The organism is Pseudoalteromonas sp. A757, assembly GCF_004103285.1.
Classification (GTDB): domain Bacteria; phylum Pseudomonadota; class Gammaproteobacteria; order Enterobacterales; family Alteromonadaceae; genus Pseudoalteromonas; species Pseudoalteromonas galatheae.
Genome location: NZ_QNQN01000071.1, coordinates 23,054 through 37,570 on the forward strand (window position 1 = coordinate 23,054; position 14,517 = coordinate 37,570).

Annotated in this window: 11 protein-coding genes; 9 read left to right on the forward strand and 2 right to left on the reverse strand. The window is 44.5% G+C overall.

Annotation, left to right across the window (positions count from 1 at the left end):
• Positions 1–4: 4 nt before the first annotated feature.
• A complete protein-coding gene (locus tag DRB05_RS14360; protein ID WP_128727566.1) occupies positions 5–916 on the reverse strand; it encodes a pyridoxal-phosphate dependent enzyme in 912 nt (303 codons plus the stop codon).
• Between the two features lie 299 nt (positions 917–1,215).
• Between DRB05_RS14360 and DRB05_RS14365 the strand changes: the two genes are divergently transcribed.
• The 9 genes from DRB05_RS14365 (at position 1,216) to tldD (ending at position 13,882) form a co-directional block, all read left to right on the forward strand.
• Entirely contained in the window at positions 1,216–3,228 is a 2,013-nt protein-coding gene (locus tag DRB05_RS14365; protein ID WP_128727567.1) for a formylglycine-generating enzyme family protein, read from the forward strand.
• A gap of 67 nt (positions 3,229–3,295) precedes the next feature.
• Positions 3,296–4,339 (forward strand): rod shape-determining protein, encoded by a 1,044-nt coding sequence (locus tag DRB05_RS14370; protein WP_010376642.1) that lies wholly within the window; start codon positions 3,296–3,298, stop codon positions 4,337–4,339.
• Complete coding sequence (gene mreC / locus DRB05_RS14375; protein WP_128727568.1) at positions 4,339–5,181, forward strand: rod shape-determining protein MreC; 843 nt, start codon at positions 4,339–4,341, stop codon at positions 5,179–5,181. Before DRB05_RS14370 ends, mreC begins: the two co-directional genes overlap by 1 nt.
• The gene (mreD, locus tag DRB05_RS14380; protein ID WP_026001073.1) at positions 5,171–5,653 is read left to right on the forward strand and encodes a rod shape-determining protein MreD; all 483 of its coding nucleotides are present in this window, start codon (positions 5,171–5,173) and stop codon (positions 5,651–5,653) included. Before mreC ends, mreD begins: the two co-directional genes overlap by 11 nt.
• Positions 5,653–6,219 carry a Maf family protein gene (locus DRB05_RS14385; protein ID WP_128727569.1) on the forward strand — a complete coding sequence of 189 codons (567 nt, stop codon included), beginning with the start codon at positions 5,653–5,655 and terminating at the stop codon, positions 6,217–6,219. Before mreD ends, DRB05_RS14385 begins: the two co-directional genes overlap by 1 nt.
• 3 nt (positions 6,220–6,222) lie before the next feature.
• Complete coding sequence (rng, locus tag DRB05_RS14390; RefSeq protein ID WP_010376650.1) at positions 6,223–7,695, forward strand: ribonuclease G; 1,473 nt, start codon at positions 6,223–6,225, stop codon at positions 7,693–7,695.
• 13 nt (positions 7,696–7,708) lie between these two features.
• Positions 7,709–11,638, forward strand: a complete 3,930-nt coding sequence (locus DRB05_RS14395; protein ID WP_128727570.1) for a YhdP family protein — start codon at positions 7,709–7,711, stop codon at positions 11,636–11,638.
• On the forward strand, positions 11,631–12,446 hold the full coding sequence (locus tag DRB05_RS14400; protein WP_128727571.1) for a carbon-nitrogen hydrolase family protein: 816 nt from the start codon (positions 11,631–11,633) through the stop codon (positions 12,444–12,446). The genes DRB05_RS14395 and DRB05_RS14400 overlap by 8 nt, the downstream gene beginning before the upstream one ends.
• A complete protein-coding gene (gene tldD / locus DRB05_RS14405; RefSeq protein ID WP_128727572.1) occupies positions 12,443–13,882 on the forward strand; it encodes a metalloprotease TldD in 1,440 nt (479 codons plus the stop codon). Before DRB05_RS14400 ends, tldD begins: the two co-directional genes overlap by 4 nt.
• 91 nt (positions 13,883–13,973) lie before the next feature.
• Here the strand turns inward: tldD and yjgA are convergent, their stop codons facing one another.
• Entirely contained in the window at positions 13,974–14,492 is a 519-nt protein-coding gene (yjgA, locus tag DRB05_RS14410; RefSeq protein ID WP_128727573.1) for a ribosome biogenesis factor YjgA, read from the reverse strand.
• Between the last annotated feature and the right edge of the window lie 25 nt (positions 14,493–14,517).

Consider the following 14,517-nt stretch of genomic DNA (forward strand, 5'->3'; position numbering starts at 1 on the left):
CTGATTAAGTCGACTTTTTGTTTTCCAAATATCTCAAGCCATCTAATCCTTGTAAACCGCCGGTATGGATTGCGGTGATCACACTGCCTTTTTTGAAGTATCCTTGTTTGGCCAAAGTGAAAATGGCGTAAAATAGTTTCCCCGTGTAAATAGGCTCAAGAGGCAAACGACATTTTACTTTCATTTCATGGCAAAAGCTCAGCAATTCAGGTGTTGTCTTGGCGTAACCTCCGTGGTGAAAATTATGGAGTAGCTGCCATGGCGCGCAGCGCTGAGCTGTGATTAATTCATGTATCTCCTGTGCTAGGTATTCAGCACCTTTAAGTACCGTAACGCCTAAAACCTGCGTGTGGTTAGGTAGCCCCGAGGTTAGTCCTGCTATTGTGCCACCACTGCCCACGGCAGTCATGACATAATCACTTTGAGGCAAGGAATGCGCTAACTCTTCAACGCCTTGCAGTGCAAGTGCATTAGTGCCGCCTTCTGGTATGAGATAAGCATTATTAAACTTGGCTTGCAGAGTTTTAATGTATTCAGGTTGATTTCTTTGCCGATATTCGACTCGACTCACGGGATGAAGTGTAAGCCCGCAAGCGCTTGCCATTTTTAGCGTTGGATTGTGTAGGTCAATCTCTGGGCCTCTAACAATTAAGCGCCCTTTGATTGCGAAAAGTTTGCACGCCATGCTGGTAGCATATAAGTGATTGGAAAACGCCCCGCCAAAAGTGACTAACTCTCCAAGGCCTGCTTTCTTTAGGTGGAGAATGTTGTATTTTAACTTACGCCACTTGTTTCCTTGGATCACAGGATGGAGCAAATCATCACGCTTAACCAGCAAAGTCAAACCGTACTTATCCAATGTCGGGTGGTGAATAGTTTGAATTGGTGACTCGGCGATATTGGTGATGGTTTGCATGATGAAATTAGTCTGATATTTTGCGCTCTATAATAAATAACCCGAGCATTTCACTCCAGAGGTTACCACATATCTTTGATTGCCTATCTACTATTTTGGGCTCGAATTAGTAATACATCACAATGTTTGAGAAAAATAGGCAAAATCTCAGCTAAAAACTGGCAAGACGCTGGTTAATAGTTGTAAACTCAGATATTAATTGTGCAAAGCTTGTGTTTTACTTTGTAAGTACATAGCATAGAGCCCTAACTATAAGAAATAACAAGACCAAACAATTGCCGCTGTTGGGAATGGAACATATGCGAATTGCTCCTTTAACTTTTATTGTCTCGGCCTCGATCTTGGCCATGGGTACTGTTGCTCAAAGCGCTATGGCGCAAGATACTGCGACGGTCACTGCCATCGAGTCTGAATTGTCTAATAAGCAAAGTGAATTAGACAGATACTCGGTCGTTTTAGAAAAGCACCTAGCAGAGGAAACGCGTCTGCAGTCTCAACTTGAGTTATTGAGAAAACGTTCAGGTGAGTTAGATAAAGAAAAAAATCAGGCCTTAGATGCAATGAATGAGTTGTATCGTCGGCTAATTGATGATCCTTCCATTGATATTTCTTCTGCGCAAACGCGTTATCAGCAAGCGGTGGCAGATCACAAGCAGAATAAAGAAGACATTGCGATGCAAATTGCGGCGATTGCATCACAGCGTAAAGATATTGAGCAAGTCCGTGTAACTAAGCACACCTTAGTAAATACACTCGAAAACTTAAAAGATCAGCTTGGCACAGCGCGAGTAGAGCGACTACGTAATGAGTTTACTCGTGAAGGTACTTTAGAGGTAGACCACACGATTAACTGTAAGCGCACAGAAACCTTGGCGGCTTGTGAGCAGCGTGGTCAGCAAATGGGGCTTCAAAAAGCAACTAAGCGCTTTATTGATCAGATTTTTGCAAACCTAACCGAGAGCCGTGTTGTCGAGCCAAAACGCAATATGGCTGGCGCGCAGGTTCAAGTGATTAGCAGCCATGTTGTAAATAGTGGATTTAGTGGACAAGGCAACTACAACGTTAACCTCAGTGTGACGATGCGTGGTGATGTAAATAGCAGCCGCTTATGTAACTTGTTGAGCTTAGACAATCGTTATTGTGCTGAGTATGGCACTCCGCTTGCCGTAAATTACCAGTCTAACTACTCGAGCGTCTACAGTGATAATCAACTGACTTTTTCGGACGAGCAAAGTGAGTCAGTTGAAGTTGCGACTATTACAAAGCAGCCTGTCGTGGAGACCCCTCTTGTAAAAAAGTCACAAACGGCTGATAAAACAGTCGAGTTAACTTTAAGATCAAATGTTTACGACGACGAAGTATTTATTAATGGAGTCAGCTACGGCGCGACAAAAACGACAGTAGCAATTCCTGCCGGATTTTATGATGTTGAGATCCGTAAGTTAGGTTATGAACCTTATAAAGCACGCATTAACCTACGAGCTGCACAAACCATTAATGCGAAATTGGTGAAGAAACGCCAATCGATAACGTCTGTTGTAACGAAAAAGCCTGCGTCTGAAGCGCAACAAGCACAGGTGGTTGCTGTTGCAACTACCGAAAATGAGCTAGCTATTATCCCTGCTGGCACTTTTAAAATGGGAGATTTGACGGGTAATGGTCTACCAAATGAGCGTCCCATTGTTGAAAAAGTGTTGAGTCATTCATATGCCATGCAGAGCACTGAGGTTACAGTAGCGGCTTTTCGCCGTTTTGCACAAAGCACTGGATATAAAACCTTAGCCGAACAAGGTAAAGGCTGCGCATATTATAAAAATGGCGAACCGGTTTGGGAGCTTGAATATAATTGGGAAAACCCAGGTTACGAGCAATCAGATAATTTTCCCGTTGTTTGTGTTGCTTATGATGATGCCAAAGCGTATGCCAACTGGTTATCTGGCGAAAAAGGACAGCAATTTAGATTACCCAATGAAGTTGAATGGGAATATGCGGCGCGTGCAGGCACTGCATCTGAGTACCCATGGGGTAATGAAATCGGAAGAAACCTAGCTAATTGTGGTTGGTGTGGCAGTGAGTGGTCTAATAAAAGCCCTTCACCAGTTGCCCAATTCTCGCCCAATGGCTATGGCTTATATGATACTGTAGGAAATGTCTGGGAGTGGACGCAAAAGCGTGCTTCTCAGAACGATGTTACAGTGCGTGGTGGTGCATGGAATTTCGCGCCGAGTTTGGCTCGAGTGTCAACTCGCTTAGCGTTAGCGCCAGATTTTAGAGCGAATTATATAGGTTTTCGACTCGTTCGAGAGCGATAAGTAGTAAATTAAGAGCAGCAGGTGATGCTGCTTTGTTTGACAGAATTCTGAAAGGTCACCCAGCCTCATGTTTAAAAAATTACGCGGATTATTTTCTAACGATCTCTCTATCGATTTAGGGACGGCAAACACACTTATTTATGTAAAAGAAGAAGGCATCGTACTGAATGAGCCATCGGTAGTGGCAATTCGTCAGGAGCGAGCTGGTGGCCCAAAAAGTGTTGCATCAGTGGGTACTGCGGCTAAGCAAATGCTAGGCCGAACGCCGGGTAACATTAAAGCTATTCGCCCGATGAAAGATGGGGTGATTGCAGACTTCTATGTAACAGAAAAAATGTTACAGCACTTTATCAAACAGGTGCACAATAATAACTTTATGCGTCCAAGCCCTCGTGTACTTATCTGCGTACCTTGTGGTGCAACGCAAGTTGAAAAACGTGCAATCCGTGAATCCGCAATGGGCGCCGGTGCGCGTGAAGTGTACTTAATTGAAGAGCCTATGGCTGCTGCAATTGGTGCTGGCCTACCAGTATCTGAAGCGACGGGTTCAATGGTTGTTGATATTGGTGGCGGTACGACGGAAGTCGCAATTATCTCACTGAATGGTGTTGTTTACTCGTCTTCAGTACGTATCGGTGGTGATAAGTTTGATGAAGCGATTATCAACTATGTACGTCGCAACTTTGGAAGCCTGATTGGTGAAGCGACGGCTGAGCATATCAAACATGAAATAGGCTCTGCATTTAAGAGTGAAACGCCGATTGAGATTGAGGTTCGCGGACGTAACTTAGCTGAAGGGGTGCCACGCTCTTTCACACTCAACTCACATGAAATCTTAGAAGCCTTACAAGAACCTTTGATGGGAATTGTAAGTGCAGTAATGGTTGCGCTAGAGCAGTCGCCACCAGAGCTTGCCTCTGATATTTCTGCCCACGGCATGGTATTAACAGGTGGTGGCGCATTACTCAAAGACTTAGACCGTTTGTTGATGGAAGAAACTGGTATTCCAGTTGTGGTTGCCGATGATCCATTAACTTGTGTGGCAAGAGGTGGTGGTAAGGCGTTAGAGATGATAGACATGCACGGTGGTGACGTATTTAGTTACGACTGATGAATTTATTATTTGGCCGAACCGTACCTTTACAACTGCGACTTACTGTCGCAGTTGTGCTTAGTATTATTCTGATCATTGGTGACCGCTACACGGTTGGTGGGACTATGGTGCGAACCAGTTTAAATACTTTGGTCAGTCCGCTACTGTACGTCGCTAACCTTCCCTATGAAGCGTTCAACTTGGGCCTGAAAAGTCTCAATACCAGAGAAAAGCTGCAACAAGAAAACCAAGCACTCAGAGAAAAACAATTAATACAGAGTGAGCAATTGCAGCAACTGCAGTTTTTGCAAAAAGAAAATCAAGAATTGCGCGCTTTATTAGGTGCTTCGGCTAGGGAAACCAATCAACGTTTAATATCTCAAGTCTTGTCTGTTCATTCGAACCCTTATAGTCATCAGGTAGTGATTAATCGCGGCACTATTGATGGGATCAGCGAAGGGCAGGCTGTTATTGACGAAATGGGCATTGTTGGGCAGCTAACTCAAGTCGGTACAACGACCTCAAGAGTGCTGCTAATGACAGATACCACCCATGCGACACCGGTCAGAATATTGCGTAATGACGTTCGCACTGTGGTTGAGGGGACGGGTAAAATCAATAATGTTCGTCTTGCTCATGTACCGCATAGTATGGATATTCGCATTGGTGATGTGTTGGTCACTTCCGGGCTTGGTGGTACTTTCCCCGAAGGCTATCCGGTGGCTGTAGTTACTGAGATAGACAGAGACGAAGGTCTACCATTTGCACAAGTACAAGCAGAGCCAATTGCACAACTAGATCGCATTCGCTTACTCGTGGTATTAGGTAAACGTAGCCAAGAGGCAATTAATCATGAGTAAACATAGCAACTTATTGATTGCATTGAGTGTCTTTGTTGCGTTAATCATGGCGCTTATGCCATTGCCTTTTTCACTAGAGCCCTTTCGTCCTGACTGGGTATTATTGGTGTTGATGTACTGGTCTTTGGCCGTTCCTCACCGTGTGAATATTGGCTGGGCTTGGATGACTGGCCTGATAATAGATTTAGCGATGGGCGCGCCACTCGGGGTGAACTCGTTGACCTATTCCATTTGTATTTATATTACCGCCAGCAACTTTCAGAAAATTCGTAATTTCTCCATCTGGCAGCAAGCTGTGCTGATTGGGCTATTTCTCGCGCTCTATCATTTGTTACAATTTTGGCTTAATCATTTCTTGCTTGATATCTACTTTAACCCGCATTATCTGTGGCCTGCGGTTACGGGCATGGTGTGCTGGCTATGGATATTCCCACTGCTAAGAAAATATCGTAGACAGTTTAGGATCAGATAATGTCTATTTCTTTATATTTAGCTTCGGCTTCTCCGCGTCGCAAAGCGCTACTCTCTCAGCTTGGCTATTCGTTTGAGCAATTTAGTGTTGATGCTGATGAAAGTCCACTAGACGATGAAACCGCATTACAGCTTGTGGAGCGCTTAGCGCGTTTAAAAGCACAGTCTGGTGTGGCGCTAGGATATACCGACAGGCCGGTTCTTGGCAGTGATACTGTGGTCGTTATTGACGGGGAAGCACTTGGCAAGCCTCGTGATAAAGCGGATTTCAAAGCGATGATGCAGCGCCTTTCTGGTAATACACATCAGGTGATGACTGCGATTGCAATTGCAGACACAAGCAAAGTACTGAGTGATGTGATTGTGACCAATGTGACTTTTAAAACGCTTAGCGAAACTGAGATAGAGGCCTATTGGGACACTAACGAGCCACAAGATAAAGCGGGTGGTTACGGGATCCAAGGGGTAGGTGGACGCTTTGTAACTGAGATCCAAGGTAGCTATTTTGCAGTTGTCGGCTTACCTTTATATGAGACAGACGAATTAATTCAACGGTTTTTAAAATAAAATATGAGTAGCGAACTACTAATCAATGTCACCCCAAGTGAAAGTCGCGTAGCCTTAATCGAAAATGGGGTGCTGCAAGAAGTTCAAGTTGAACGGATCGGTAACCTCGGCATCGTTGGTAATATTTATCTTGGCAAAGTAAGCCGAGTTCTTCCCGGTATGCAGGCTGCTTTTGTCGACATCGGCTTGGAAAAAGCGGCGTTTCTACATGCGTCAGATATCGTGAACAGCGCTTCTATCGAAGAGGGGGTGGCCGAGTCCCCAGTTAAGAAAGTGCAGGATATTCGTGAGCTGGTTAAACAAGGTCAGTTTATTATGGTACAAGTGGTCAAAGATCCGCTTGGCACAAAAGGCGCTAGACTGACAACGGACATTACTATTCCTTCACGCTATTTGGTGTTTATGCCAGATGCTACGCATGTGGGAGTGAGTCAACGTATTGAAACCGAACAAGAGCGCGACCGATTAAAAGAAATCGTTGCACAATATAATGACGAAAACGGTGGTTTTATCGTTCGTACCGCTGCTGAAGGTGCTTCGGAGGCAGAGTTACAGCACGATGCTGAGTTTTTGAAAAAGCTTTGGCAAAAAATAGTGACTCGCCGCCGTAAAACGAGCAAAGCAAAAATCTTGCACGAGGATCTTACCTTAGCATTTCGCACCTTGCGTGATTATGTTGGTGAGGATATGGAGCGTATTCGTGTTGACTCAAAGTTAACCTACCAAGAGCTAAAGCTTTTCACTGAAGAGTTTGTTCCCCAACTCGCAAGTGCACTTGAGTATTACCCAGGTGAGCGTCCTATTTTTGACTTGTTTGATGTTGAAACTGAGATCCAAAAGGCACTACATCGAAAGGTTGAGTTAAAGTCTGGTGGCTACCTTATCATTGACCAAACAGAAGCAATGACAACGGTTGATGTCAATACTGGCGCGTTCGTTGGCCATCGTAACCTCGAAGAGACGATTTTTAATACCAATGTTGAAGCAACGTCAGCAATTGCGAGGCAACTAAGGTTACGAAACCTTGGTGGTATCATTATTATCGACTTTATTGACATGGTATCTGACGAGCATAAACGCCGAGTATTGCACTCTTTAGAAACTGCGTTGTCTAAAGACCGAGCGAAAGCGAATATCAATGGACTCTCTGCACTTGGTCTTGTGGAAATGACCCGCAAGCGCACGCGCGAAAGTCTAGAACATATTCTTTGTGATGTGTGTCCATCTTGTTCGGGTCGTGGCTCATTAAAGACAGTTGAAACCGTTTGCTATGAGATCCTACGGGAAATCGTGCGTGTGAATCGTGCTTATGATGCTGACAAGTTTATGGTTTATGCCTCGCCAGCGGTGAGCGAAGCCCTGATCAACGATGAGTATCATAATTTAGCTGAGCTTGAATTATTTATTGGTAAGCAGGTTAGCATTCAAACTGAGAGCTTATATAGCCAAGAGCAGTTTGACGTAGTAATGATGTAAAGGGTAGCTGTACATGCAGGCTAAGGCCGTCTGTTTTTTCTGCCTGCGTAAAGCGTGGCAAATCTTTGCGATCACTTTAGTGACACTCGCGGTGCTGGTGTCTGCGCTAAAGTACGCCTTGCCCTATGCAAATGATTATAGAAGTAACATCGAAGCGCTGATCCAAAAGCAACTGAATGTTGATATTAGTATTGGTCAGATCAGTGCGAGTTGGGAAGGTAATGGGCCCGCCCTAGTGTTGGAGTCGCTCTCTTTTAAAGATAATAAAGACTCGCCAATCTCCATTAATATTGCCAAAACCTCTTTGCAGCTCAATGTATTTGAGTCTGTACGACAAATGCAGATCGCATCTAACTATTTTGTACTGGAAGGGTTTGAAGCCGATATAGATCTGAGCAAGTTAAATGCGGCTCAAGACCAAGGTGCTTTTGAGCAGCAAGCATTAATTGAAAGCCTTTTTCTAGGTGATGTAGGGCATTTTGCGGTACAAAATAGTCGTCTTAATATCACCTTTGTCAGCGGTAAAACCCACAGTTTATTACTAAAAGACTTGGTGTGGCAAAACTCTAGCGCATTACATGAAGGTGTGGGAGAAATCGCATTACCTGGGTTCTCTCAAGGTCAGTTTAATGCTCGTCTTTCTTTATCAGGGCGAAAGCTACATGAACTTGCGGGGAATATCTATGTATCTGCGGATAAAGTTAATCCAGTCGATTGGCTAGAAGAGCTTATCACCTTAGCACACCCTGATCTTAAAGCTGACATCAATGCTCAGCTATGGTTGGGTTTCGAGCAAGGCACATTGCAAGATATCACAGTGGATATCAAACCCAGCACCTTGACTTGGCAAGAAGATGAAAATCAGCGCACGTTAGCATTAGACGATGCGCAATTTCTATTAAAGCCAGATCAGCAGGGATGGTGGGTGCAAAGTAGTGGTATCCAGTTTAGTCGCGATCAAGCATCGCTTGCTCCTATTTTATTTGAAGCGAAATGGTATAAAGATAACAAGACCTTTTGGCTAAAGGATATTAACGCCAACTTTTTAGCTGAGTTAGCACAACTTGCTAAATTCCCTGGGCGAGATTTGTTATATGGTATAAATCCCAATGGTCAATTGAGCGCAGCAAAATTCAGCCTAGGTACTGATAATGCTTTTGCCGCATGGGGAGTCATTGAAGAGATTGCTTTTGAGCCATTTCGAGGGATCCCAGGAATTTATGGTACCAGATTAGAGGTGAATGCGACTGATGAGCAAGTTAGGCTCAATTTAAGTGCTGAACAAACTGAACTGCTATCAAAAGAGACCTTCAAAGATAATATTAAGCTCCAGCAGCTCAGTGGCGATGTCTATATTCGCAATCAACAAGCACAAGGCTGGCAAGTTTCTAGTCCCAACTTTTGGCTTAGCAATCAAGATGTAGCGTTAGCCACAGAGTTTTCCTTGCAGTTATCTGATGACCCTCGGCTTGATTTATATGCGGAGCTACTCGGTGGGCGTGGAGAGATCGCTTCACAGTACTTTCCTGTCAGTATTATGCGTAAAAGCTTAGTCGATTATTTAGAAGCAGGGATCCAAGGTGGACAGCACTTACAGACACAGGTCTTACTGAGTGGGCCGCTTTCACAATTTCCTTTCGCCAATAAGCAAGGTCAGTTTGAAGTTAAATCACGTTTGAATGAGGTTACTTTTGGTTTTGCACCAGATTGGCCTAGCGTTACTTCAGGTGATGTCACACTACACTTTGAAAACGAAAGAATGGATATTTACGCACACCGTGGTGAACTTGTTAATCAAAGTATTGATGAGGGTGTCATTGTGAGTATTGCGGATTTAAATCACGCTGATGTGCTGACTGTTGATATTAATCACACCACTGAAGCGAGCACGTTACAGCCTTTCTTTGCGGCAACACCGCTCGCAGATCCGCTCGCGAATATATTAGATATTGTTCAAGGTAAAGGTGATGCAAAAGGGGATGTGCAATTGGCCGTCGACCTAGACTCAGGAGCCGTACATGCTAAAGGTGACATCTACCTAGACAACAATCCTGTTTTCTTGGCAAAGCCTGGGATGCAATTACAGCAAGTGAAAGGTGTGGTTAGCTTCGATGATGACACTATCAAAGTGAATAATTTGTCTGCTAAGTGGTTGGACATGCCTTTGTCGTTGGACTTATCGGGAAGCGGAGATAAGCAAAGTTATCAAGTCACGACCAAGGTCAGCCTTGAAGCAGGGATAGAGCAATTGCAACCGCACGCAAATGGAATTATTGACGGCTACTTAGAAGGCAATAGCGTGCTGAGCACTGAGCTTATCCTTAATTTTGCCGAAACTGGGTTTAACTATAAGGCCAAATTTGCGAGTGATTTACGGGGCATGGCAAGTCATTTACCCGATCAATTCGCTAAACCTGCTGATCAAGCTAAGCTGCTAAGCGGTACAGTATTAGGGGATGATATTTCGAATCTTGTTACGGCTAGCCTAGATAATCAATTGTATTTTAATGGCATCATTGAAAATGGATCCGGTGCGATGCGTAATGCACACCTGATAATTGGCAGTAAAGATGAAGGCTTAAATGCATCCGGTTTTGATATCACAATCAAACAGCAAGAAGTCGAGCTGCTGCCTTGGTTACCACTGATCAACCGTATTATCAAAGCGCCAAGTTCAGGTTCCGAAACTGCATTTCTACCAGCACTGAACCAGGTAAATGGCGCTTTCTCAAAAGTAACATTCTCAGAGATCCCTTTCCATGATGTTGACTTTACTATGGCTGCGATTGACGGCGCGATGCAGCTTAAAATCAATAGTAAAGAAATGCGCTCACAAGTGGCTATTCCAGCGTCAAACTCAAGTCGGCCTATTCACATTAACAGTGATTATTTACGTCTAAATTTACCTAAGGCAGAGCCGCAAGCACAAGATACGCTGGAAAGAGACATTCATTCTTTAGATTGGTTGTTGAGCTTACCTGCAACCGAATTTGTATGCAGTGACTGTAAAGTCGGTGAATATCAGTTAGATCAGGTTAATATGTCGTTGTTTGGAGATGGTAATAGACTCAATATCTCAGAGTTAGTGATTGACAAAAAAGATCATAAATTCAATGCCAGTGGCCGCTTTGAACAAGGTAAAACGACGCTAAGTGGTGCGTTAAACAGCGATGATTTTGGTGAACTAACGGATGAGTTTGATATTACTTCGACTATCAAAGACTCCCGCGCCAACATAGATTTTGCCCTCAATTGGCAAGGTGCGCCATACGAAATGGATTTACCTAGCCTGGGAGGTGAGTTGACTTGGCGCTTAGGTGAAGGTCATTTGGCGGAAATAAGTGATAAAGGGGCACGCGTCTTTTCGCTACTGAGTTTGGACTCTTTGATCAGAAAGTTGCGTTTGGACTTTAGAGATGTGTTTTCTAAAGGCTTTTTCTATAACAGTATGAGTGGATCGGTAAAACTAACGAATGGTATTGCGATCACGGAAGACTCAAAGCTTGATGGTGTGCCAGCTGATTTAACGATACGTGGCTATGCTGACCTCAATACTCATGAAATTAATTACGATTTAGCCGTCGCACCACAAGTCACTTCGAGTTTACCTGTGATTATGGCATGGGCGGTGAACCCTGTGACGGGGCTAGCTGCGCTGGCATTAGATAAGGTTATCCACTCCGCGCGAGTGATCTCTGAGATTAATTTTAAAATCACCGGAACGATGCAAGAGCCAGTGGTTACCGAGGTTGATCGTAAGAGTAAAGAAATTGAGTTACCTAAACCGGTTGTGCCTCCTAGTGACGGGGCTATGCCAGATGGAGCTGATGAGAATACCAGTAAAGAAGCACCTGCATTGAGCTCAGAATCACAACCAAGTGCTACACTTAAGCAAAGTGAGCAACCTCTTGTGTCGCAAAATAAGGAAAGTGGTAATGGCTAAGGTGATTGCGTTGCCAATGTGCTCGGCTAAAGCACCCCAAACAAATATAGGTTACCTTAAAAGCCAGCTGGCTAAGTTAGTGGTTGAAGAACCAACCTTAGTCTGCTTACCTGAAACTTGGCTGGCATTTTGCGACAATGCGCAACAGACTTGGGAATACGCGCAGCATAATGAAGCACTGCTCCAAGAACTCTCAGCGCTGTGTCAACAACATAACATTTGGTTGGCGGCAGGTACCATCGCGATACCAAGTCAGAACGATAAATATCTGGCTGCGAGTTACTTATTTAATGCGAGTGGCGAAATCGTAGCACGCTATAATAAGATCCACCTGTTTGACGCCGATGTGAGTGACAAAACTAAACAATATCGAGAGTCTGAGCGAACAGAGTCAGGACAGGATGTCGTGGTAGTGGATAGTCCATTTGGCAGAATTGGATTAAGCGTGTGTTATGATCTGCGCTTTCCTGGTTTGTTCCAAATGATGAGAGCGAAGGGAGCTGAGCTATTTTTAGTCCCGAGTGCTTTTACCTGTGCAACGGGCAAGGCACACTGGCAGCCATTATTACAGGCAAGGGCGATAGAAAACCAATGCTATGTAGTTGCAGCCGCGCAAGTAGGTTGTCATGAAAATGGCCGAGAAACCTACGGACACAGTTTAATTGTATCGCCTTGGGGTGAAGTCTTAATTGACTCTGGTGCGAGTTTAGAACCCATTTCACAGCAGCTAGATAGCGCGTTTCTTGATTCTATCCGGCAAAAAATGCCGGTTGCGGATCATAACCGATTTAAAAGTGAGTTTTTATGAGTAATGTAGAGCAGAATTTACTGACCAATAGCCAGCTGACACGTGAGCAATTATCACAAACTCTCGAGTATATTCATCAGCACAAAGTAAATTATGCCGATCTGTACTTTCAATCAAGCTACCACGAAACTTGGGTGCTGGAGGACGGCATAGTCAAAGACGGCAGCTACAACATCGAACGTGGTGTTGGTGTGCGTGCCGTGAGTGGCGAGAAGACTGGCTTTAGTTATTCTGATGCCGTCAATATTGAAGCGTTAACCAAAGCTGCAGAAGCTGCACGTAGCATTGCGCAAGCTGGCGAAAGCAGTAAAGTCCAAGTATTTAGCGATGTAAAAGCTCCCATTCAGTTTCAACCAGCACAGCCAATTACCAGTATGAGTGATGCGGATAAAGTGGCTTTACTAAGAGAGATTGAACAATGCATTCGCGATTTAGCGCCTGAGGCGCAGCAAGTGGTCAGTTCGCTGTCGGCGGTATATGAAGAAGTGTTAATTGCCGCAAGCGACGGCACATTTGCAACCGACATTCGCCCACTAATACGCTTAAATTGCTCGGTACTCCTTGAGAAAAATGGTCGCAGAGAGCGTGGCAGTGCCGGTGGTGGTGCGCGTTTAGACTATGGTTACTTTAAAGAGTTAGTAGACGGTGCACCGAGATGGGTGCAGTTTGCCAAAGAAGCTGTGCGCCAAGCACGCGTGAATCTTGAGGCCATAGATGCTCCAGCAGGTGCGATGCCTGTGGTGCTCGGCTCTGGTTGGCCGGGGGTGTTGTTACACGAAGCTGTTGGGCATGGCCTAGAAGGTGATTTTAACCGTAAAGGTGCTTCTGCATTCAGTGGTAAAATAGGTGAACAAGTCGCTTCGAGTCTTTGTACTGTGGTGGATGATGGCACGATAGCCGACCGTCGCGGCTCTTTGAATGTGGACGATGAAGGTACGCCTGCGGCATACAACGTACTGATTGAAAATGGTATTTTGAAAGGCTATATGCAAGACAAGCAAAACGCGAGCTTAATGGGCGTGGCGCCTACAGGTAATGCGCGTCGTGAGTCTTATGCCCATTTACCGATGCCAAGAATGACAAATACCTACATGCTTGCGGGTGAGCACAGTCAAGAAGAGATCATTCGTAGCGTAGATAAAGGTATTTTTGCTAGTAACTTTGGCGGTGGTCAAGTGGATATCACCTCCGGCAAATTTGTATTCTCAGCGTCTGAAGCCTACTTAATTGAGAATGGTAAGATAACCCAACCAATTAAAGGCGCAACGCTTATTGGCAATGGCCCTGAGGTGATGAAAAAGGTCTCGATGGTAGGCAATGACCTTGCGCTTGATAGAGGCGTTGGGGTATGTGGTAAAGATGGTCAAAGCGTCCCTGTGGGAGTAGGCCAACCGAGTTTGAAGATTGATGAAATTACTGTCGGTGGTACAGCGTAATACTACCTACGCAAACTATTGATAAGCAAAAAGTAATAAGCAAAAGGCGCATCAGCGCCTTTTTATGTTGTATCAGAGTCACAACACTGCGTTACGGCATAATTGCTTCTTTTAAATACTGAAACAGCTCTTTGTAGGCTTTGCCTGGCTTCTCAACTTTTACTTCTTTACTTGCTTGGCGCGCCATCTGGCGCATTTTTTGACGCTCAAGTTCAGGATACTTATCTAATAGCTCATTAATCTTGCTATCTCCTTTGGCAATCACTTCATCGCGAATAAGCTCAATCTTGTTCAGCAACACGTCTGCTTTATTGTTCTTATTTAGCATCAAATCCATCGCAGCCTGGATCTCTTCGACATTTGGAGTACTACGTAATGTCTTGGCAATGTAGTTCATATGACGACGGTAAGCATCTGTTTTAGCACGGATCCTATCCGCAACAGTCATGGCCTCTTTAAGCTCGTCCGTTAGAGGTAACTTCTCACGCTGCTTCTTGGCAAGCCCTGCAATTTCGCAGCCTAGTTCGTGCAACTCTAGCGCCTCGCGCTTAAGCTCGCTTTTTGAAACGTAAATAATCTCTTCTTCGGTCGTTTGCTCGTGTTTAGCCATTGGTCTTGTCTATACTAGTAAATAT